The organism is Streptomyces sp. NPDC059373 (assembly GCF_042751495.1).
Lineage (GTDB): Bacteria > Actinomycetota > Actinomycetes > Streptomycetales > Streptomycetaceae > Actinacidiphila.
The window spans coordinates 19832-41515 of the sequence record NZ_JBHYXC010000013.1; the positions used below are offsets into that span (position 1 = coordinate 19832).

Sequence of the window (21684 nt, forward strand, 5' to 3'; positions counted from 1 at the left end):
CGCCACGACGGCTGGTGAAGTAGCCAGGACTCCCCGTTCATCGTTGGCCTTTCCGGCCGTCCGAGGTACTCGTGGGATGCGGGGGCACGGCGGAGCGCGATGCGGCCACCTGCACCGGTGTGCCGGCCGCGTCCGAGGCGATCGGCTCCCATTCGGGCGAGGCCTCCGAGGCGACGGTCTGCCAGCGCTGGGAGGTCGCGTCGTCACGCAGTTTGAGGACCAGGGCCGCACCGTCGCTCGGCGAGACGGGCACCACGGCCAGCCCCTGGTTCCAGCGGGGCACCAGTTCGCCCTGGACGGTGAAGTCGTACCGGACGTCGTCGGCACCCGGCCGGGAGGCGCCCGTGCACGGACCGAGCCGGATCGAGAAGCTGCTGCGTGAGTCGAGGCAGAACGCGGGGTCGGCGAGGCTGCGCAGCAGACCGTCGGTCGCGTACGACCACTGCTGGGTGGCGGCGGAGGTGCAGGATGCGAGCACCGATTCCGTGCCCTTGGCCGCCTTTCCGCCGGCGATGTCGACGCACAGCCCGGTCGCCGTGTCGCGGAGTGGGCCGCGCAGTTCCTCGGTCGGGATGCCGTTGGCCGCGGCCCAGGAGGCATGCGTACCGGACACGGTTGTGTCGGAGGAGAGGCCGGCGGCGCCGCCGTTCGGCGCGCTGTCGTCGTCGGCCGGCGAGGTGGCGATCCACAGGGCCAGCGGGACCAGGGCGCATCCGCACACCGCCAGCAGCGCCAGGGCGAGCTGCCGGCCGCTGGCGAACCGGGGACGATCGCGGTCCGCCGGCGGGCGGGAACCGGCGTGCGAGTGCCTCCTCGCCGAATGGTGAGGGCCGGGGCGGAGGCCGGGGAGTGGGCTGTCGGTCGGGTCCGGTTCTCCGTGCGTGTGCGTGTGCGGGTGCGTGTCCATGTCCGCGACCGGGGCACGGCGGCCCGGCCTGGATTCGAGGTAGGCCTGCGCCCCCCAGCCGATGACGGCCTCGGCCAGGAGGAGGGCCAACCGGCCGCCGGAGTGATCCAACTGGTAGGCCGTGTAGCGGCAGTGCTCGCACCTCGCCATGTGCCGCCGCAGGTCGGGGTCGAGATCGGTGCCACCGCGCTGGACCGAGACGTCCAGCAGACGGCTGTAGCCGCGGCACAACTCCTCGGGCGCGAGTTCGCCGTGGGCCCGCAGACAGCTCTCGCGCAGCAGCCCACGCGCCCGCTCCAGCTCAGCGGCGGCGTCGTTGGCGGTCAGGCCCAGCAGACCGGCCGGTATCTCCAGCGCCTCGGCCTCGACCTCCGTGTGCCACAGGATGCAGCGGATGGATTCCGGAAGCCGGTGGAACGCCCGCAATATCAGGCGCCTGTCGCGTGGCGGAAGGAGCCGCGCCTCGGCGCGCTCCCGGCTGTTCGACCGGGACCGCAACGCGGGGTGGAGAAGCGTTTTTCGCTGGTCCAAGTCCCATTCCTCGGCGATGCGGCGCACCGTGGCCAGTAGTTGCGGCCGCCACGCAGCCGTCGGCCCGGTCTGCCGCAGGGATTCCCCGAACAGTCTCGTGAATGCGGCAGTGGTGAGCATTCCACCGGCCTGCGCACCTTTTGTGCACAGGCTCGCGTAGTCGAAGACCGCTCCCCAGTGCCGGACCAGAAGTTCCCCGACGGGATGGTGCGCGGGCCTCTTCCCTGAGCACTTCTTCAGTTCGGATGCGAGCTGTTCATCCGTCATGTCGAAGCTCTGAGCGGGAGTTGGGGAATTCGTCGGGCCTGAATCGTTCATGTCCACGCTCCAATCAGAGATCGTGCAGGTAAAAGTCCGTACCATTGGACGCCTGGGCGTGCTGAACGTGTGTGCGAGGAATGGGAATTTTCCTTGTGTGCACTTGTCTGCACGCTGACAAGTGCACACCTTTGCATACGGCGCCGATCCGCAACAAGGGAATGCGGCTGTTTTCTATTTCGCCCGGCAGGTGAGGGGTGAATAAGCGTCGGCCCGGCCCGTTTGGTCGCAAATTCTTTCGAGGCTTCGTAATTCAGAATTCGTAGGTTACCTGGCGTACGCGCTCGATTTGCCCTGCGGTGAGGCGGTCCGCTCCCGGGTTGGCGCGGACGCTGAATGGCGCGAAAGGTGGTCCTGACGTCCTGTGTCGGCCGTGCTCCCGGCGGGCGTGGGGCGGAGCACATTGCCTCCCTGGGGTGTTACGTATAACGTGGTCAGATCGCCGCCCGCCCGACCCCCGGAGACCGCCCCAATGCCCCGCATCGCCCTGGTGACCCTCGTGGTCGACGACTACGACGAGGCGATCGCCTTCTACACCGGCGCTCTCGGCTTCGAGCTCGTCGACGACGAGCCCCGCCCCGACGGCTCCCGCTGGGTCGTCGTCCGCCCGCCCGGCGACGCCGGGAGTGGCCTGCTGCTGGCCCGCGCCAAGGACGATGCCCAGCGCGGCCGCGTGGGCGACCAGACCGGGGGCCGCGTGGGCTTCTTCCTGCACACCGAGGACTTCGCCGGCGCCTACGCCCGCATGCGCGCGGCCGGCGTCACCTTCCTCGAAGAGCCGCGCCACGAGACGTACGGCTCGGTCGTCGTCTTCCAGGACCTGTACGGCAACCGCTGGGACCTGCTGGAACCGCGGCTGTAGCCCAGGCCGTAAGGGCTCGGCCGGCTCGCCGGGCTCGTCGGGCTCGGCCGACCGTTGCGGTACCGGATTTCCCCTTTTTTGTGGGCTCGGTTCGCCTCCGCTGCGCTCAGTCATTGTCGACAGTCGATCGTGCTCGCCCGCTCGTTCCTCGCGAACTGCGCGCGTTCTCCTTTTCGACAGCGACCGCTCCGCTTCGGCTCACTCGCCCCGTGGGCGCCCTCGATCGTTGGGGCGCCCGCCCCGACTACCCCCAACTATTGCTAGGAGCAGACCGCATGACCGCCCCCGACCTCGACGCCATCCGCCGCCTGCCGAAGGCCGTGCTGCACGACCACCTGGACGGCGGGCTGCGCCCCGCGACCCTGGTCGAGCTGGCGGAGACGGTCGGCCACACCCTGCCCACCACCGATGCGGACGCGCTGGCCGCCTGGTACTTCGAGGCCGCCAACTCCGGTGACCTGGTCCGCTATATCGCGACCTTCGAGCACACCCTCGCCGTCATGCAGACCCGCGAGGGGCTGCTGCGCACCGCCGAGGAGTACGTCCTCGACCTGGCCGCCGACGGCGTCGTCTACGGCGAGGTCCGCTACGCGCCCGAGCTGATGCTCAGCGGCGGCCTGACCCTCCCCGAGGTCGTGGAGACCGTCCAGGAAGGCCTCGCCGCCGGCATGGCCAAGGCCGCGGCGGGCACCCCGGTGCGGGTCGGCACGCTGCTGTGCGCGATGCGGATGGCGGACCGCGCCCGTGAGATAGCCGACCTGGCGGTGGCCTTCCGTGACGGGGGCGTCGTGGGCTTCGACATCGCCGGCGCCGAGGACGGCTTTCCGCCCGCCGACCACCTCGAGGCCTTCGAGTACCTGCGCCGGGAGAACGTCCCCTTCACCATCCACGCCGGTGAGGCTCACGGCCTGCCCAGCATTCACCAGGCGCTCCAGGTGTGCGGCGCCCAGCGCATCGGCCACGGCGTACGCATCGCCGACGACATCGCCGATGGCAAGCTGGGCCGCCTCGCGGGCTGGGTCCGCGACCGGCGTGTCGCGCTGGAGATGTGTCCGACCTCCAATCTGCAGACCGGCGCCGCGACCTCCATCGCCGACCACCCGATCACCGCGCTGCGCGACCTCGGTTTCCGCGTCACCCTCAACACCGACAATCGGCTCGTCTCCGGCACCACGATGACCCGCGAGATGTCCCTCCTCGTCACCGAGGCCGGCTGGACGCTCGACGACCTGCGGACGGTCACCGTCAACGCCCTCAAGAGCGCCTTCATCCCCTACGACGAGCGCAACGCGATCATCCGCGACATCGTCCTGCCGGGTTACCAGGCCTGACCCCGCCGGCCCATGCGCGAGGATGGCCGGGTGCGACTCACCGCGATCACCTGGCCCCGGCTCACCGAAGTCCTCGCCGATCGCATTGTCGACCTCAAGCCCGCCGACGGCAGCCCCTGGCCGCGGATCGCGATCGACGGCGCCCCCGCCGCCCGGCCGGGGGCGCTGGCGCAGGCCCTCGCCGAGAGCCTGCGCACGCTGGGCCGCCCTGTGCTGCACGTCAGGGCGGAGACGTACTGGCGGCCCGCGTCGATCCGCTACGAGCACGGACGGCACGACCCGGACGCGTACTACGACCTGTGGCTGGACACCGGCGCCCTGTGGCGCGAGGTGTTCGGCCCGCTGGGCCCCGGCGGTGACGGCCGCGTACTGCCGTCGCTGTGGGACCCGGTGACCGACCGGGCGACCCGGGCTCCGTACGAGCAGCTGCCGCCCGGCGGGGTGCTGCTGCTGGAGGGCGCGCTGTTGCAGGGTCACGGCTTCTCGGTCGACCTGAGCGTGCATCTGCGGTTGTCGCCGGCGGCGCTGGCGCGCCGGACGCCGGAGGAGGAGCGGTGGACGCTGCCGGCCTTCGCGCGTTACGAGGACGAGATGCGGCCGGGGGAGGCAGCGGACATTCTCGTCCATACCGACGACCCGAACCGGCCTGCCTGGACGGCGCGTGGCCCGGACCGTTAGCGTCGCGGAGCACCATGACTCTCGCCACAGCGCCGCTGACCGCCGAACACATACCCGAGGCCGCCGCCCTGCTCGACCGGTGGTACAACCGGGCCCGACCCCGGCCGGCCGCGCCGCCCATCGGCGAGGAACTCATCGGCAAGATCCTCGCCGAGCCGTACGTCGAAGCGGCGTCCGCGCGCGCCGGCGGCGGCGACTTCGCGGGTTATCTGGCCGCGCTCCCGCTCGACGTCGCCGAGGACGAACCGTCGGCGCTCGACACCCACCCCCGCTCCGCCGTCGTGCCCTTCGGCGGCCACGCCCTGCGCAGCGGCCGTGAAGCGGAGGCGCTGCTCTCGCTGTACACGGCGGTCGCCGCCCGCCTGGTCGAGCAGCGCCGCCTCGTCCACTACGTCGACCTCCCGGCGGGGGAGTCGGCGGCGATGGTCTGGTTCCGCCTCGGCTTCGGCCTGGCACAGGTCCGCGGGCTCATGCCGGTCAGGCCGCGCGGCCGCCAGCCCCGGGGCGTGGACGCTCTGACCATCCGTCGCGCCGGCCCCGGCGACCTGGACCGGATCGGCCGCATGGCCGCGGAGTCCGCCCGCCAGCAGCAGCGCTCCGCCGTCTTCCTCCCCCAGCCCGACCCCGCCCTCGCCGCCCTGCGTACGCACTACTCGGGCACCCTCACCGACCCGCGCAGCGCCTCCTGGGTAGCCGCACGGCGCGGCGAGGAAATCGGCATGGTCCTGCTCACCCCGGCCCAGCCAAGCCCCGTCCTCCCCGAGCCCTGTGTCGAGCTGGCCGAGGCCTACGTCGCCCCCTCCGCCCGGGGTGAGGGGGTCAGCCGCATCCTCCTCGCCACCGCCCTGGCCTGGGCGTACGACAACGGTTACCGGCACATCACCGCCCGCTGGCACGCCGCGTCGCCCGTGGCGGCCGGGCACTGGCCGGCGGTCGGCTTCAAGCCCGTCGCGTACCGTCTCCAGCGGGTGCTCGATCCCCGGCTGCACTGATCGTTAGTTGGTGTGGTCAACAGCACAGCTGCGCACGGCCGTTGTGGTCAAGACCATTCCCGTTGCCGCCTAAACTTGAAACCGGGCTGCTGCGCTTCACGCGCCGGCCCGAACGCCCCGGCCAGATCCCCCCGTCCTGGCCGGGGCGCCTTATGTCCAGCGCTGCCCCCCCGGCTCCGGGTCGGCGGGGGCTGGGAAGCCGTTCGGGCCAGGCGCCACGTCAGCGCCTGCTTTTCGTTCCGTGCCGTTTCGGGTGGGCTCATCCAATTTCGGTGCCTGGTTATGTCGTGCTTTGGCGAACCGTTCCATGGCGTATGAGCAGCCGCCGCCGAGCGACCCCGTGTGCGTTCTGGGTGCGTCGTGAAGAGTCGGCTTCATTTGCCGTAGGTGATGGCATGTATCTTAGTCTTCCGGGGCAAGGAATGGGGAGTCCTGTCCCGTTTTGCACCCTTTGCGTGTGAAAGCGTCGGCCCATTCATAGATTTGATGCAGGTCTTCCCTTCGCAACACGCAAGTGTCATAGTGACGCGCTGTGTCAGCCAAAGAGCCTATGAATCAGATTCATTTGCCGAAGGGGACTCTCGATGTGGCACGGCGCCATCACCGGTGCCATGTCCTGTGGATGACCGTCCCGAGCATCCTCCGCTGCGAGTTGCCGGTGACGTCGGCCTCCGTGGCGCGCGGGCGCAAGGCCCTCATCCCCCCAGTTCGGTGACACGAAATGCCGTGCCGCACCGGCAGACCTCTCCACCAACGACGTCTGGAGAATCCATGCATCGACGTTCGCATCGCCCGGCCGCACTCCGAATGACCATCGGCGTACTGTCAACGCTCCTCGTAGGTACCGCCCTTGGTGTCGGCGCGGCACCCGCATCGGCCGCAGCGGCCCCCGTCGTCTACTCCGTCGCCCCCAACGGGCAGGGATCCACCTGCTCGGCCCAGGCCCCGTGCGCGCTGCTGACGGCGCAGTCCAAGGTCCGACAGGCGACCAGCACGATGACCACGGACATCGACGTCGTGCTGGCCGACGGGACGTACCGGCTCGACGGCCCCCTCTCGTTCGGCTCCGCGGCGGGCGACTCGGCGACCGGCGGCCACACCGTCAGCTACCAGGCGGCTCCCGGCGCCCATCCGGTGCTCAGCGGCGGGCAGCAGGTCACCGGGTGGACCCAGGGTTCCAGCGGCGTGTGGAGCGCGACGGTCCCGGCGGGCACCGACACCCGGCAGCTCTACGTCGACGGCGTGCGCGCGAACCGTGCGTCCGGGCCGGCGCCGACCACCTTCACCCGTACCGCCACGGGCTACACGACCTCCAACACCACCCTGGCCGGCTGGCAGAACATCTCCAACATCGAGTTCGTCTACGGCGTCGAGTGGACGCAGATGCGCTGCGGCGTCGCGTCGGTGTCGGGGACCACGGTCACGATGCAGCAGCCGTGCTTCGACAACTCCACGAAGAAGCAGTACGGCGTGAACGCCGACGTGCCGAGCTTCATCGAGAACGCCAAGGAACTGCTCAACGCCCCGGGCGAGTTCTACCTCGACAAGCCGGGCCACACCATCTACTACCTGCCGCGCGCGGGCCAGCAGATGAGCACCGCCGACGTCGAGATGGCGAGCCTGCAGAATCTGATCACCGGCAACGGCACCGCGACGAATCCGCTGCGCGGCCTGGCCATCAGCGGTATCACTGTCGCGTACGGGGGCTGGACCACCCCGAACTCGTCCGACGGCTTCTCCGAGGTGCAGGCGAACATGCGCCTCACCGGTGCGAACGCCTGGCAGAAGCAGGGCTCGTGCGACCGCTTCTCCACCACTGATCCGGGCACCTGCCCGTACGGCAACTGGACGATGACTCCGGGCAACGTGACGTTCAGCTACACCGACGGGCTGAAGCTCAGCGGCAACACGTTCCAGCATCTCGGCGCCGCCGGCCTCCAGTTGGGGCAGGGCGTCACCAACTCCTCGATCACCGGCAACGTCTTCACCGACATATCCGGCAACGGCATCGAGATCGGCAACGGCACCGACGCGAACCCCACCGACCTCTCCGTCCTGCCCACCGGCAACACCATCGCCGACAACTGGATCCACAACATCGCCGTCGAGTACACCGGCGGCGTCGGCATCTTCCAGGGCTACACCCGCAACGACACCATCACGCACAACCAGGTCAACAACGTCCCCTACAGCGGTATCAGTTCGAACTGGGGCTGGGGACGCACCGCCACCAAGACCTCGGGCAACAAGATCACCAACAACCTCGTCTACGACTACATGCAGCAGCGCTCCGACGGCGGCGGCATCTACGTCCTCGGCCAGGAAGGCACCTCGCTCGCCGACGGCCTGCAGATCAGCGGCAACGTCGTGCGCGGCGCCGGGGGTGGCGGGTTCGCCATCTACACCGACGGCGGCAGCCAGTACGTGACCATGACCGGCAACGCCGCGTACAACGCCAACAACGCTTCCATGGGCGGCTGCAAGGAGGGGACCACCACCCCCTACGGCGACTTCTCCTTCACCGGCAACTACTTCGAGAACCTCACACCCAACTGGGTCTGCGGCAACCCGAGCAACGTCAACGTCAGCGGCAACACCCAGGTCTCCGCTGCCGGCGTCGGCGTACCGGCGACCCTGCTGGCCAACGCCGGCCTCGAGTCTGCATACGCGGGCATCGCGGCACCGCCGACGGGCGTGGCGCCGACCAACCTCGCGGCCCACAAGCCGGCCACGGCGCAGTACATCGACGGCAGCACCGCGCAGCTTCAGCCGGAGTCACAGCTGACGTACGCGACGGACGGCGACCCCGCCACGTACGTGCAGGCCAGCGGACAGTTCCGGTGGCAGCTCGTCGTCGACCTGCAGCAGGCTCAGAGTCTGGGATACGTCACCGTCGGCATGCCCCAGGCCCACTTCGCCACCGACTTCCACGTGGACGCCTCGACCGACGGCACCACCTGGACCACCGTCGGCACCGTCAACAACAGCGGATGGGGGAGCATCCCCGTCGCGTTCGCCACGCCGGTGACCGCCCGGTACCTGCGCGTCGTCGCTGACAAGCCGGACAACTCCGGCCAGCGCGGGGACCAGATGGCGATCGGCGAGATCGGTGCGTACGCCGCTGCCTCAGGCGGCAGCAACATCGCGCTGAAGAGCCCGGCCCAGGCGCTGTTCATCGACGGAACCCAGGCCGACATGCAGCCGAACTCCACGCCGGCGCTCGCCGACGACGGCGACACGTCGACGTTCGCGCAGGCTTCGGGACGCTACCGCTGGTCGCTGCAGGTGGACCTCCAGCAACCGCAGTCGGTCAACGTGGTGTCCGTCCTGATGCCCGCCGACAAGTACGCGACCGCCTTCCACGTCGACGTCTCCCTCGACGGCTCGACCTTCTGGACGGTCGCGCACCGCCTTGACAGCGCCGGCGGCACGACCGGCGTCCAACTGGACGCGCCCGTCAGCGCTCGCTATGTGCGGGTCGTTGCCGACCGCCCGAACGGCGGAGGGCAGACCGGCGGGCAGATGGCGATCAGCGAACTCGCCGTGTACGGCGCCAGATAGCGGCGAGCACCCGGATGCGCGGCCCAGCCTGGCCACGCATCCGGGTGTGACCCGACCCGGGCGTTGCCGGTGCCGAAGGACCACGACTGGTCCAGGTCAACTTCCGCGAGCGGCCCGCACCCGCGTGCCACCGTCGACCAGCAGCTCCGCGCCGGTGATCCAGGCCGCCTCGTCCGACGCGAGCCACACCACGGCCCGCGCGACGTCGACAGGCTCGCCGATGCGGCCGAGCGGCAGGCCCGCGGCGATGGCCGGCTCCCCGGCCTCCCACATGAAGCGCGCCATTTCCGTGCGGACCAGGCCGGGGGAGACCGCGTTCACCCGCACCGCGGGGCCGAGTTCGCCCGCGAGTTGCTGGGTGAGGTGGAGGAGGGCGGCCTTGCTGGTGCCGTACGCGCCGACGTTGGGGCCGACGTGGCCCGCGCCCTCGGTGCAGATGTTGACGACCGCGCCGCCGTGCTCGCGCATCCAGGCGTGCCAGGCGGCCTGGACCAGCCGAAGGGGCGCCTCGACATTCACGGTGAACGCCTCCCGCCAGATCTGCGGATCCGCCTCCATGAGGGGCCCGTAAGGCCGGTTCGTGGCGGCGTTGTTGACCAGGATGTCCAGGCCGCCGAGCTCTTCCACCGCGTACGCCACGCAGGCGGCCACGTGGTCGGGATCGGCGACGGTGCCGGGCAGCGCGGCCGCCGTGTGCCCGGCGGCCCGCAGCCCCGCCGCAGCCACGCCCAGGGGGCCGGGATCCCGCGCGGTGAGCAGGACCCGGGCCCCGGCGACGGCCAGGGCTTCAGCGGTCGCGAGGCCGATGCCGCTGGAGGCTCCGGTGACCAGTGCGGTGCGGCCGTCGAGGCGCGGGGTGGTCGCCGTCATGGCCGAACGGTCTCATGGCGGACCGTCAGGAATCCAGGGCCGCGCGGACGATGCGTACCGCCTCCAGTGTGTCCGTACGCGACACCCCGAGGTGGAAGACGAACCGCATCCGCCCTCCGCCCGAGCACAGCACTCCGCCCCGCGCCAGCCGCTCCGTGAAGTCCGGCGGGGTGCGGCCCGTGACGGCGTCGGCGAAGACCATGTTCGTCCGCGCCGGACCGACCACCAGCCCCGGCAGGTCCCGCAGCCCTTCGACGAACAGCGCCGCGTTCTCGTGGTCCTCGGCCAGGCGCTGCACATGGTGGTCCAGCGCGTACAGCGCGGCCGCCGCCAGCACCCCCGCCTGCCGCAGCCCGCCGCCCAGCGCCTTGCGCCACCGCAGTGCCTGTCCCACCAACTCCCGCGATCCCAGCAGCACCGAGCCGACCGGGGCGCCGAGCCCCTTGCTGAAGCACACCGACACGCTGTCGAAGGGCTCCGCGATCCTCCGCGCCTCCCGGTACGGATCGCCGCCCGCCGCCACCGCCGCGTTGAACAGCCGCGCCCCGTCCAGATGCGTCGCGAGACCCAGCCCGCGCGCCAGCTTCACCGTCGACTCCAGATACTCGACCGGGACGACCCTGCCCTCGGTGGTGTTCTCCAGACACAGCAGCCGCGTCCGCGCGAAGTGCGGATCGTCCGGCTTGACCGCCGCTTCGATCTCGGCCGGATCCAGTGTCCCGTCCGCCCGCGCCACCAGCGGATGCGGCTGTATCCCGCCCAGCACCGCGGCCCCGCCGCCCTCCCACCGGTAGGTGTGGGCGGACATCCCCGCGATGTACTCGTCGCCGCGCCCGCAGTGGCTGAGCAGCGCGCACAGATTGCTCTGCGTCCCGGAGGTCACGAACAGCGCGGCTTCGAAGCCGAGGGTGCCGGCCATCCGCTCCTGGAGCGCGTTGACGGTCGGGTCGTCGCCGAAGACGTCGTCGCCGACCTCCGCCTCGGCCATCGCCCGCCGCATCTGGCTGCCGGGACGGGTCACGGTGTCGCTGCGGAGGTCGATGACCCGCTCCGCGTCCCGGTTCAGGTGTTCCGCCGCGTGCTCGTACTCGTGTGTTCGCATGCGGTCCATTGTCGACGCCCCCCGCGTGCGTCACGCGGGGGGCGGTCGATCACTCTCCGGAGAAGGCGGCGGCCATGCGCAGCCAGGGTGCGGCCTCGTCGGAACGGCCCTCGCGTTGCAGGGTGCGGCCCAGCATCAGGTGGGCGTAGTGCTCGACCGGGTCGCGGTCGATGACTTCGCGCAGCTGCTCCTCGGCGCGCCGGAGCTGCGCCGAGTGGTAGTAGGCGCGGGCCAGTAGCAGCCGGGGTGCGGTCTGCTCCGGGACCTGCTCGACGATGCCGGTGAGCAGCCGGGCGGCCTCGGTGTAGTCCTTGGCCTCGAAGAACATCCCGGCCCGCTCCCAGCGCTCGGCGGTGGTCTCCTCGTGGGGCGTGCCCACCTCGTCGTCGAAGAGGTGCAGCGCCGTCGCCCAGCGGTCGGCTGCGGGCTCTCCGTCGGGGCGGTAGTTGTTGAAGTTGTCGGTCACGAGAGCTCCTCTCTCGGCATCGTGTGCGGTGTGCGGCTCACGCCGACCGGAGCGCGGCCAGCTGCTGCTCGAAGGGGACGAAGGTCTCGGCGGGCTCGGTGGTGGCCGCGCGGCCATCCATCAGGCCGGCCAGCTCCCCGGCGGCCCGGGTGATCCGGGAGGCGAGGCCGTCGGTGCGGTCGTCCCCGGCTGTGCCCCAGTCCTCGGAGGCCGCGAACACGGCGGTGGGTACGACGATCGAACGCAGGTAGCCGAACAGTGGGCGGACGGCGTGCTCAAGGGCGAGCGAGTGCCGGGCGGTGCCGCCGGTGGCGGCGATGAGCACGGGCTTGCCGATCAGCGCGGTGTTGTCGATCACGTCGAAGAACGACTTGAACAACCCGCTGTAGGAGGCGGTGAAGATCGGTGTCACGGCGATGACACCGTCCGCCTCCGTGACCGCCGCCAGTGCTTCACGCAGGGCCGCGCTCGGGAACCCGGTCACCATGTTGTTGGCGATGTCGGTGGCCAGATCACGCAGTTCGACCACGCGGACGTCCACCGGGCGCCCGTCGCCGCCCAGGCTCTGCCCGGTGGCCCCGGCGAGCCGGTCCGCCAGCAGCCGGGTGGAGGACGGCTGGCTCAGGCCCGCCGAGACGACCACGAGCTTCAGAGTGTTCATCTTGTCCTTCCCTTCAGGCCGACAGGTCGGCGGTTACGGTCCCGGTGTCGCGCGCGGCGACCAGCGAGGCGTGCGTGGGGGCGTCCGGTACCTCGGCCGGGCGGCCGGAGGCGAACTCCTTGCGCAGCACGGGGACCACTTCCTCGCCCAGGAGGTCGAGCTGTTCCAGGACGGCCTTGAGGGGCAGTCCGGCGTGGTCCACCAGGAAGAGCTGGCGCTGGTAGTCGCCGAAGGTCTCGCGGAAGGTCAGCGTCTTGTCGATGACCTCCTGCGGGCTGCCGACGGTGAGCGGGGTCTCCTTCGTGAACTCCTCCAGCGACGGGCCGTGTCCGTAGACCGGCGCGTTGTCGAAGTACGGGCGGAACTCGCGTACCGCGTCCTGCGAGTTCCTGCGCAGGAACACCTGGCCGCCCAGCCCCACGATGGCCTGCTCGGGCGTGCCGTGGCCGTAGTGGGCGTAACGCTCGCGGTAGAGGTTGATCAGCTTCTGGAAGTGCTCCTTGGGCCAGAAGATGTGGTTGGCGAAGAACCCGTCTCCGTAGTACGCGGCCTGCTCGGCGATCTCCGGCGAGCGGATGGAGCCGTGCCAGACGAAGGGCGGTACGCCGTCGAGGGGGCGCGGGGTGGAGGTGAAGCCTTGCAGGGGGGTGCGGAAGCGGCCGGCCCAGTCGACGACGTCCTCGCGCCACAGCTTGTGGAGCAGGGCGTAGTTCTCGACGGCGAGCGGGATGCCCTGGCGGATGTCCTGGCCGAACCACGGGTACACCGGTCCGGTGTTTCCGCGGCCCATCATGAGGTCGACGCGGCCGTCGGCCAGGTGCTGGAGCATCGCGTAGTCCTCGGCGATCTTCACCGGGTCGTTGGTGGTGATCAGCGTGGTGGAGGTGGAGAGGATGATCCGCTCGGTGCGGGCCGCGATGTGGCCGAGCATGGTGGTGGGGGAGGAGGGCACGAAGGGCGGGTTGTGGTGCTCGCCGGTCGCGAAGACGTCCAGGCCGACCTCCTCGGCCTTGAGCGCGATGGCGACCATCGCCTTGATCCGCTCGTGCTCGGTCGGGGTCCGGCCGTTCGTGGGGTCGGTGGTGACATCGCCGACGGTGAAGATCCCGAACTGCATCGTGCCGCCCATCCTCATTTGGTTGACGCTTCAACTGTTTACTCGAACATGGGACCCGGTGCCGCTATTCCCCGGGCTCGATGCCTATGGTTGATGCATCAACTATACTTCGGGATGGTTGAATAGTAAACTTCATCTGGGAAGGGCAACGACGATGGCGCAGCGAGACTCCTCAGGAGGAGCGATGGAACCCCGAGTGGCCGACAACCCCGACCGGTCGCGCTTCGAGATCTTCGACGACAACGAACTCGCCGGCTTCGCCGAGTACCACCGGTACCAGGACGAGATCGCCTTCATCCACACCGAGATCGACCCCCGCTTCGGCGGCCGCGGCCTCGGCGGCGCACTCGCCCGCGCGGCCCTCGACTCCGCCAGGGACCAGGGACTCGCCGTACTGCCCTACTGCCCCTTCATCCGCGGGTGGATCTCCAAGCACCCCGACTACACCGAGCTCGTACCGCAGGACCAGCGCCACCGGTTCGGACTGTGAGCCCGACGGACGCGGCGGCCACCGCCGCCCCCGCGTACGTCCGGTCCGCGGCGGCGGTCGCCACCAGTACCGGCGCCGACTACCGCGTCGACATACGCGCCGGCCGGCACCCGCTCGCCGCCGACGAGCCGGAGTCCGCCGGCGGTGCCGACACCGCGCCCACTCCGATCGGCCTGCTGCTGTCCGCCCTGGGCTCCTGCACCGCGATCACCCTCCGTATGTACGCCCAGCGCAAGCAGTGGCCGCTGGACGGCGTCCGGGTGCACCTGGCGTACGAAAAGGGTCCCGACAAGACAGCCCGGATCACCCGGCGCATCGAGCTCATGGGCGACCTCGACGACACCCGGCGTGCCCGCCTGCTGGAGATCGCCGACCGCACCCCCGTCACCCGCGCCGTCAGTGGCGGAACGCCCATCGTGCCCGAACCCGCCCGCCTCCCCCCTGCCGCCGAAAGGGCGTGACAGCTATGAGCGACCTCGACCTCCACCCCTCGCCCCACCTGTGCGGCGGGCGCGCCGACGTCTCCGCTCAGCCCGTCCGGGAACTCCTTTCCCCACGGGAGGCCAACCTCGGCGGCAGCACCGTCGTGCGCAGGCTGCTGCCCAACCTCGGCCGCCGCATGGTGGGCGCCTGGGCGTTCGTCGACCACTACGGTCCCGACGACATCGCCGACGAATCCGGCATGCAGGTGCCCCCGCATCCGCACATGGGCCTGCAGACCGTCAGCTGGCTCCACGACGGCGAAGTGCTGCACCGCGACAGCCTCGGCAGCGTGCAGACCCTCCACCCCCGCGAACTCGGCCTCATGACCTCCGGCCGCGCCATCACCCACTCCGAGCAGAGCCCCGCACCGCACGCCCGCCTCCTGCACGGCGCCCAACTCTGGGTCGCCCTCCCCGACGCCCACCGCCACACCGCCCCCGCCTTCGAACACCACGCCGCCCTGCCCCTCGTCACCGCCCCCGGCCTCACCGCCACCGTCATCCTCGGCGAGCTCGACGGCGCCGCCTCGCCAGGAACCACCTACTCGCCCCTGGTCGGCGCCGACCTCGCCCTCGCGGCCGGCACCGACGTACGACTGCCGGTCAACCCGGACTTCGAGTACGCCGTCCTCACCATGTCCGGCGCCACCGACGTCGACGGCGTGCGCCTCGACCCCGGATCGATGCTCTACCTCGGCTGCGGGCGCACCGAGCTGCCCCTGCACGCGACGAGCGACAGCGGCCTGCTCCTGCTCGGCGGCGAGCCCTTCGACGAGAAGATCGTCATGTGGTGGAACTTCATCGGCCGCTCCCAGGACGACATCGCAGGGGCCCGCGAGGAATGGATGACCGGATCCCGCTTCGGCGCCGTCACCGGCTACGACGGCGCCCCTCTGCCCGCCCCGGAACTGCCCCCCGTCCCCTTGAAACCGCGGGGACGGGTGCGCTGACCTGGCGTTTTTGGCCTCGGTTGAGGACTCGCCGGTGGGCTACCGCAGGGCCGCGTATGCGGTCGCGACCTGTGCGCCGAGGCGGGCGTTGTTCTTGACCAGGGCGATGTTGGTCCGGAGGCTTTCGCCGTTGGTGAGTTCGACGATGCGGCCCAGCAGGTACGGGGTGGCTTCCTTGCCTGTGATGCCGGCCTTGTCCATCTCGGCGAGGGCCTGCTCGATGATGCCGGAGATCTGGTCCGCCGGAACTTCGTCCTCCTCGGGGACGGGGTTGGCGACGCTGATGCCGCCGGAGATGCCCAGGTCCCAGCGGGCGTGCATGACGGCGGCGATCTCGCGTGCCGAATCGACGCGCATGGGGGAGGGGAAGCCGCTGCTGCGTGAGTAGAAGGCGGGGAACTCATCGGTGCCGTAACCGAGCACGGGCACGCCCAGGGTTTCCAGCGTCTCCAGGGTGAGCCCGATGTCGAGGATGCTTTTCACGCCGGCGCTGATGACCGCGACGCTGGTGGCCGCGAGTTCCGTGAGGTCCGCACTGACGTCGAAGGTCACCTGTGCCCCGCGGTGGACCCCGCCGATGCCGCCGGTCACGAAGACGTCGATCCCGGCCAGGGCCGCGAGCCGCATGGTGCCGGCAACGGTGGTCGCGCCGTGCCCGCCGCGTGCCATGACGTAGGCCAGGTCACGCACGCTGGCCTTCGTCACGTCCGTGCTGGTCGCGAGCAGTTCGAGATTCGCCCGGGTCAGGCCGACGCAGGGCCGGCCGTGCAGGATGGCGATCGTCGCCGGGACCGCTCCGCCCTCGCGGATGATGTCCTCGACCTGGGTGGCCATCTCCACGTTCTGCGGATACGGCATGCCGTGGCTGATGATGGTGGATTCGAGGGCCACGACGGGACGACCGTCGTGCAGTGCCTCGCGGACCTCCTCGGTCAGGGTCAGCTTGTGGTGCGGGACGGTCATGTCTGGCTCCAGGTGGGCTCGTTCAGTACGTCCTCGATGAGACGCGGGGTCAGGTCCGGGCGCACCGTGGCGGCGCTGGCGACCGTCAGAGCCGCGGCGGCGTGGCCGTAGCGGGCCGCGTCGACCGGGTCGCCACCGGTCAGCAGCGCGTGGACGAAGGCGGCGAGCATGGCGTCGCCGGCGCCGGTGACGTCGCGTACGTCGGCGGGCGGCGCGGTGAGGAACGTATGGCCGTCGTCGGCGGTGCTCAGCAGGCTGCCGCGCTCGCCGAGCCGTACCCAGGCGTGCTGAACGCCCCGTCGGTGCAGGAGGGCGGCGGCTGCGATGACATCTTCCTCGTCGGTGCCGACGGGCCGGCCGGTGATCGCCGCCAGCTCCTCCAGGTTCGGGGTGATGGCGAAGATCGGCCGCTCGCTGTCGAGCAGCGGGGCGAGGAGCCTGGCCTTGGGTGCGCTGACCGGGTCGATCACGGTGGGGACGTCGGCCGCGTGGGCGATGTCCAACGTGTATGCCAGCACCTGTGCCGAGAGATTGCCGTCGAGCACCAGCAGGCTCGCGTTCGTGATGAGCTCCCGCCCGTACTGGAGGTCCTGGGGTGTCAGGGCGTCCGTGGCCGCCATGTCCGCGATGGCCACGACCAGGTCCCCGTCGGCGTCGAGCACCGCGGTGTAGGTGCCGGTCGGATGGGTGCTGCGGTGCACGCGGTCCACGCGGACCCCCGCTGCCTGGGTGTCGCTCAGCAGCCGCTCGCCCGCGGCGTCGCGTCCGACTGCCGCGATGAGGTGGGTCGGGGTGCCCAGCCGCGCCAGATTCTCCGCGATATTGCGTCCGACACCGCCCGGGGTGGTGTTCGACCGGCCGGGATTGCTCGTGCGGTGCTGGACGGGTGCGAGGCTGCGGACCTTGATGTCGACGTTCGCGCCACCGATGACCACCACCGCGTTCTCCTGGCGCAGGATGTAGCCGCGCCCCAGGATCGCGCCCTTCTTGCCCAGGTTCGACAGGTGCACGTTCACCGCGGAGCGAGTGCTGTCGAGCGCGTCGGCGATCGCCTGCGGCCCGGCGAGCGGATCGCGGCGCAAGAGCGCGATGATCTCGCGTTCCCGTTGGGTCAGCATCATGCTAAGTAACTTAAAGAGTCTTTATTCAAACAAGCAAGCCCCTTCGGGTGTCCGGAAAGCGATCAGAACGTCGCGACGTGCAAACGTCAGGGTTCCTGACAATGGACACTCCTCCTGCGTCGTGCGACGGTGAGCGCACGTCCCGAACGGGGGTGCGGGGCGATGGGCGAACCCCCGGATTGAGGTGGTGGGCATGGCCGCGTCGGTTCATGACGGATGGGCGGACGCCATCGACGGTGCGCTCACGCAACTGGTCGATGTCGCGGGCCTGGACATCGCGTTCGGGGCGCGCGTGCAGCCTGATGGGCAGCGGTTGGTGATCAGCCGGCTGCGTGGGGCGCGCACGACCGGGTTGCGGGACCTGGTGGTGCTGAAGGGCACGGGCCTGGGCGGCAAGGCGATGGCGCTGGGCCGGCCGGTGACGGTGACGGACTATGTGCGGGCCGATGGGATCAGCCATCAGTACGACCTGCAGGTGGCGCACGAGGGACTGCACGCGATGCTGGCCGTGCCGCTGGTGATCGGGGGGCGGGTGAGCGGGGTGTGCTACGCCGCGCTGCGGCAGCGGCTGGACATCGGGGAGCGGGCACAGCGCCTGGCGGTGGCCGTCGCGCGCAGGACCGAAGAACGCCTCACCGCCGACCTGCGGGCGCGGCAGCCGCGTCCGGCGCCCGCGGACAGCCGGCTGCGCGACACCTACCGCGACCTGGGTTCGCTCCTGGCCCGCATTCACGACCCCGCGATCCGCGGCGAACTGGAGGGAATCCGCCACCGGATGGTGCCAGACGCCGAGGGGGTGACCCAGCCTCCGGCGTCGCTGTCCCGGCGCGAGCAAGAAGCCCTGCACTGCGCCGCGCAGGGCCTGGCCAACGCGGAGATCGCCGAACTGATGGGGCTGTCGGCCGGCACCGTGAAGGCCTATCTGCGCAACGTCATGCGCAAGCTCGGCAGCCGCAACCGCATGGAGGCCGTCAACACCGCCCGGGCCATGGGCTACCAGCTCTGATCCGGCCGCGGACTACCCCCGAAAGGCAGTAGCGGCCCGGTCTCCCCGTCGGCGACGCTGACGGACAACGTACGGAATCAGGCCCTAGGTCTCAATGGGGAGGCGTTCGCAACATGGTTGCCGAATCGAGTTACGCGGCGGGCGCGTCGCAGACACCACTCCTGACGGACACCATCGGTGAGAACTTCGCCGCCACCGTGCGCCGTTTCGCGGACCGCGACGCCCTGGTGGACCGCACGGCCGGCCGTCGGTGGACCTACCGCGAACTGGCCGCCGAGGTCGACGTCCTCGCCCTGGGCCTGCTGGAGCTGGGGATCCGCAAGGGCGACCGCGTGGGCATCTGGTCGCCCAACCGCGCGGAGTGGGTGCTCACGCAGTACGCCACCGCCAGGATCGGCGCGATCCTGGTGACCATCAACCCCGCCTACCGCAGCCACGAGGTGGAGTACGTACTGAACCAGGCCGGGATCCGGCTGCTGGTCGCGGCCGCCACGCACAAGACGTCCGACTACGCCGCGATGATCGACGACGTACGGCCCCGATGCCCCGAGCTGGAGCACGTGGCGCTCCTCGGCGGCCCGGAGTGGGACGCGCTGCTGCGAAGCGGCCGGGATGCCGACCCGGCCGTGCTGGCGGAGATCGCGGGCACCCTGGGCGCGGACGACCCGATCAACATCCAGTACACCTCGGGCACCACCGGCTTCCCCAAGGGCGCCACACTCTCGCACCGCAACATCCTCAACAACGGCTACTTCGTGGGCGAGTTGTGCGGCTACACCGAAGCCGACCGGATCTGCATCCCGGTGCCCTTCTACCACTGCTTCGGCATGGTGATGGGCAACCTCGCGGCCACCACCCACGGCGCCTGCATGGTCATCCCGGCACTGTCCTTCGAGCCAAAGGCGACCCTGGAGGCCGTCCAGGAGGAACGCTGCACGTCCCTGTACGGGGTGCCCACCATGTTCATCGCCGAACTCGCCGAGAAGGACTTCGACTCGTACGACCTGACCAGCCTGCGCACCGGCATCCTCGCGGGCTCGCCCTGCCCGGTCGAGGTGATGAAACAGGTCATCGAGCAGATGGGCATGACCGAAGTGACCATCTGCTACGGCATGACCGAGACCTCCCCGGTCTCCACCCAGACCCGCGCCGACGACCCGGTCGAGCGCCGGGTGTCCACCGTCGGCCGGGTGCACCCACACGTGGAGGTCAAGGTCGTCGAGGCGGGCACCGGGGAGACGGTGCCGAGGGGCACCCCCGGTGAGCTGTGCACCCGCGGCTACTCGGTGATGCTCGGCTACTGGGAGCAGCCGGACAGGACCGCTGAAGCGATCGACCCCGAGGGCTGGATGCACACTGGCGACCTCGCGGTCATGGACGACGAGGGCTACCTCGGGATCACCGGCCGGATCAAGGACCTCGTCATCCGGGGCGGCGAGAACATCTACCCGCGCGAGATCGAGGAGTTCCTCTACTCCCACCCCGACATCCTCGACGTCCAGGTCATCGGTGTGCCCGACGACCGGCTGGGCGAGGAGGTGATGGCCTGGATCCGGATGCGCGAAGGAGCCGTTCCGCTCACCGCCGAGTCGCTGCGCGCGTACTGCGCCGGACGGCTCGCGCACTACAAGATCCCGCGCTACGTGCACATCACCGACGAGTTCCCGATGACCGTCACCGGCAAGATCCGTAAAGTCGCCATGCGTTCGGCCTCCATCGATCTGCTCGGCCTCCAGCAGGGCGACGACGCGACGAAGTAGCGGCGCCCCCGGTTACGACGGCCGTTGCTCGGCGGTTCAGGCGGTCAGGAGGCCGGGGCCCCGGGCCATCCCGGACAGGAGTTGGTCTTCGGGGCCGGACAGACCTCAGAGTGTCCCCGCCGCCGCGACGACGATGGCGCGGGCCTGGCCGATGATCGCGAGCCGGTTGGCCACGAAGGTGGGGTCGGTGACCGTGCCGGTGGCCGGGTCGGTGTTGCCGTCGCCGAACTGCAGTACAGGGGTGTGGACGTGGCCGCCGGGGACGTCGAGGCCGAGTTCGTCGCGCAGCAGGGTGGCCCGGTAGGCGATCTCGTTGGAGAGGTAGTCGCCGCCGCCGCCGGCGCGGGCGGTGGAGCCGGGGGTGGGGCCGGTGGCGCTGGTGACGGGGTCGGTGGCGCCGGCCGGGATCTCGGTGACGGAGGTGTGGTCGTACACGGGGAAGGGGCCGGTGCCGACGGCCAGGATGGCCTGGTAGGGGAGGGTGGTCGTGGTCCACTGCGGCTGTGCGGAGGGGTAAGGGACGGGGACGAGGCCGGTGACGGAGAGGTTCTCGTTGTCCGGATAGCCGCCGCGCCAGGCGCCGTTGAAGCGCTCGACGTCGAAGCGGCCGACCCTGCCCTGGCTGACGGTGGTGAAGAGGTCGACTTGGCGGCGGCCCCGGCGGAAGTGGGGGAGCAGGGTGCGCTCGACGGTGCCGGCGGTGAAGTCGGTCCAGCGGACGGGGAAGACGGCGGTCTCGATGCGGGCGGGTCCCGAGGCGGTCTCCACGGTCACCCCGTCGAGGGCGAGGGCGGTGGCGCCCGAGGGGTTGCTGCGACGGATGTCGATGTCGAGCTGGAAGGGGTCGAAGCCGGTGAGGAGGATCCGCTTGACGTCCTCGCCGGCGGGCAGGCCGATGGAGCCCTCGCCGCGCGCGGTGCGTTCGAGGCGGTCGAGGAGGGCTGATCGCGCCGCGTCGGAGAGGTCGAAGGAGGGCTGCCACAGACGCAGTTCACGGGTCATCCCGAGCCGCGCCCAGTAAAGCGGCCGGTCGTCGTCCCGGCTCAGGTCGCCGCCCGCCGGGCCGCGCCCCTGCGCCCGGTCGACGGCCTTGCGCCACAGCCCGCTGCCGGAGCGGCCCACGACCCGCTCCGCGGCGACCCGGGACCGAACGCCCGACAGGGCGGCGGCGAAGTCCGGCGCGGCGGTGTCGAAGCCGCTGCGGCGCAGGATCTCCTGGGGAGCGGCCTGGTCGAGGCGCTGTTCCTCGACGGTGGGGGTGGTCGTGGCGGCCCATGCGGGGGCGGACAGGAAAAGACCGGTGAGCGGCAGGGCGGCGAGCGGCAGGGCGGCGAATGACCGACGTGTCATGGGCATGGGGGATCCTTCCGTCGCCGGAAAGGATCTCCCATGTGACGCGAGTGGCGCCAGAGTGCCTGGCGCTTACGGCGCCGCTGTGCCCCGTGCAACCGTCCTGGCCGGCACCGGCGACTGGGGGCGTGACGCCCCGCCACGCCCCCCACCTTCGCGCCGACCA

Annotated in this window: 19 protein-coding genes; 10 read left to right on the forward strand and 9 right to left on the reverse strand. The window is 70.6% G+C overall.

Going from position 1 to position 21684, the window contains the following annotated elements:
* Nucleotides 1-37: 37 nt before the first annotated feature.
* Nucleotides 38-1705, reverse strand: coding sequence for a ricin-type beta-trefoil lectin domain protein (locus tag ACFXJ5_RS19315; protein ID WP_384631966.1), 1668 nt, complete (start codon nucleotides 1703-1705; stop codon nucleotides 38-40).
* 523 nt (nucleotides 1706-2228) lie between these two features.
* Between ACFXJ5_RS19315 and ACFXJ5_RS19320 the strand changes: the two genes are divergently transcribed.
* The 5 genes from ACFXJ5_RS19320 (at nucleotide 2229) to ACFXJ5_RS19340 (ending at nucleotide 9180) form a co-directional block, all read left to right on the forward strand.
* Complete coding sequence (locus tag ACFXJ5_RS19320; protein WP_384631969.1) at nucleotides 2229-2618, forward strand: VOC family protein; 390 nt, start codon at nucleotides 2229-2231, stop codon at nucleotides 2616-2618.
* 275 nt (nucleotides 2619-2893) lie between these two features.
* Nucleotides 2894-3949 (forward strand): adenosine deaminase, encoded by a 1056-nt coding sequence (locus ACFXJ5_RS19325; RefSeq protein WP_384631972.1) that lies wholly within the window; start codon nucleotides 2894-2896, stop codon nucleotides 3947-3949.
* 30 nt (nucleotides 3950-3979) lie between these two features.
* Nucleotides 3980-4627: a uridine kinase gene (locus ACFXJ5_RS19330; RefSeq protein WP_384631975.1), complete on the forward strand. Its 648-nt coding sequence runs from the start codon at nucleotides 3980-3982 to the stop codon at nucleotides 4625-4627.
* Between the two features lie 14 nt (nucleotides 4628-4641).
* The gene (locus ACFXJ5_RS19335) at nucleotides 4642-5619 is read left to right on the forward strand and encodes a GNAT family N-acetyltransferase (RefSeq protein ID WP_384631978.1); all 978 of its coding nucleotides are present in this window, start codon (nucleotides 4642-4644) and stop codon (nucleotides 5617-5619) included.
* Between the two features lie 807 nt (nucleotides 5620-6426).
* Entirely contained in the window at nucleotides 6427-9180 is a 2754-nt protein-coding gene (locus tag ACFXJ5_RS19340) for a discoidin domain-containing protein (RefSeq protein ID WP_384631981.1), read from the forward strand.
* Nucleotides 9181-9276: 96 nt separating this feature from the next.
* On the opposite strand, the gene ACFXJ5_RS19345 is transcribed toward ACFXJ5_RS19340, so the two are convergent.
* From ACFXJ5_RS19345 to ACFXJ5_RS19365, 5 genes are read right to left on the reverse strand one after another with little or no spacing between them, the layout of a single operon-like run.
* On the reverse strand, nucleotides 9277-10050 hold the full coding sequence (locus ACFXJ5_RS19345; RefSeq protein ID WP_384631984.1) for an SDR family oxidoreductase: 774 nt from the start codon (nucleotides 10048-10050) through the stop codon (nucleotides 9277-9279).
* Between the two features lie 25 nt (nucleotides 10051-10075).
* Nucleotides 10076-11152, reverse strand: coding sequence for a low-specificity L-threonine aldolase (gene ltaE, locus ACFXJ5_RS19350; RefSeq protein ID WP_384631986.1), 1077 nt, complete (start codon nucleotides 11150-11152; stop codon nucleotides 10076-10078).
* Nucleotides 11153-11201: 49 nt separating this feature from the next.
* Entirely contained in the window at nucleotides 11202-11618 is a 417-nt protein-coding gene (locus ACFXJ5_RS19355; RefSeq protein WP_384631989.1) for a tetratricopeptide repeat protein, read from the reverse strand.
* Between the two features lie 37 nt (nucleotides 11619-11655).
* On the reverse strand, nucleotides 11656-12279 hold the full coding sequence (locus tag ACFXJ5_RS19360; RefSeq protein ID WP_384631992.1) for an FMN reductase: 624 nt from the start codon (nucleotides 12277-12279) through the stop codon (nucleotides 11656-11658).
* 13 nt (nucleotides 12280-12292) lie between these two features.
* Complete coding sequence (locus ACFXJ5_RS19365) at nucleotides 12293-13396, reverse strand: LLM class flavin-dependent oxidoreductase (protein WP_384631995.1); 1104 nt, start codon at nucleotides 13394-13396, stop codon at nucleotides 12293-12295.
* 184 nt (nucleotides 13397-13580) lie between these two features.
* Here ACFXJ5_RS19365 and ACFXJ5_RS19370 point away from each other — a divergent pair, with 184 nt between their 5' ends.
* The 3 genes from ACFXJ5_RS19370 to ACFXJ5_RS19380 are packed head-to-tail and all read left to right on the forward strand — an operon-like array spanning nucleotide 13581 to nucleotide 15318.
* On the forward strand, nucleotides 13581-13886 hold the full coding sequence (locus tag ACFXJ5_RS19370; RefSeq protein WP_384631998.1) for a GNAT family N-acetyltransferase: 306 nt from the start codon (nucleotides 13581-13583) through the stop codon (nucleotides 13884-13886).
* Nucleotides 13883-14347, forward strand: coding sequence for an OsmC family protein (locus tag ACFXJ5_RS19375; protein ID WP_384632001.1), 465 nt, complete (start codon nucleotides 13883-13885; stop codon nucleotides 14345-14347). The genes ACFXJ5_RS19370 and ACFXJ5_RS19375 overlap by 4 nt, the downstream gene beginning before the upstream one ends.
* Nucleotides 14348-14352: 5 nt before the next feature.
* Nucleotides 14353-15318, forward strand: a complete 966-nt coding sequence (locus ACFXJ5_RS19380) for a pirin family protein (RefSeq protein WP_384632004.1) — start codon at nucleotides 14353-14355, stop codon at nucleotides 15316-15318.
* A 39-nt stretch (nucleotides 15319-15357) separates the two neighbouring features.
* Here the strand turns inward: ACFXJ5_RS19380 and ACFXJ5_RS19385 are convergent, their stop codons facing one another.
* Entirely contained in the window at nucleotides 15358-16281 is a 924-nt protein-coding gene (locus ACFXJ5_RS19385) for a pseudouridine-5'-phosphate glycosidase (RefSeq protein WP_384632007.1), read from the reverse strand.
* Nucleotides 16278-17402: a PfkB family carbohydrate kinase gene (locus ACFXJ5_RS19390; RefSeq protein ID WP_384632010.1), complete on the reverse strand. Its 1125-nt coding sequence runs from the start codon at nucleotides 17400-17402 to the stop codon at nucleotides 16278-16280. Before ACFXJ5_RS19390 ends, ACFXJ5_RS19385 begins: the two co-directional genes overlap by 4 nt.
* A 193-nt stretch (nucleotides 17403-17595) precedes the next feature.
* On the opposite strand from ACFXJ5_RS19390, the gene ACFXJ5_RS19395 reads away from it, so the two are divergent.
* The gene (locus ACFXJ5_RS19395) at nucleotides 17596-18408 is read left to right on the forward strand and encodes a LuxR C-terminal-related transcriptional regulator (protein WP_384632012.1); all 813 of its coding nucleotides are present in this window, start codon (nucleotides 17596-17598) and stop codon (nucleotides 18406-18408) included.
* 113 nt (nucleotides 18409-18521) lie between these two features.
* Entirely contained in the window at nucleotides 18522-20168 is a 1647-nt protein-coding gene (locus ACFXJ5_RS19400) for an AMP-binding protein (protein ID WP_384632014.1), read from the forward strand.
* A gap of 105 nt (nucleotides 20169-20273) precedes the next feature.
* On the opposite strand, the gene ACFXJ5_RS19405 is transcribed toward ACFXJ5_RS19400, so the two are convergent.
* The gene (locus tag ACFXJ5_RS19405; RefSeq protein ID WP_384632017.1) at nucleotides 20274-21518 is read right to left on the reverse strand and encodes a pyroglutamyl peptidase; all 1245 of its coding nucleotides are present in this window, start codon (nucleotides 21516-21518) and stop codon (nucleotides 20274-20276) included.
* Nucleotides 21519-21684: the final 166 nt, after the last annotated feature.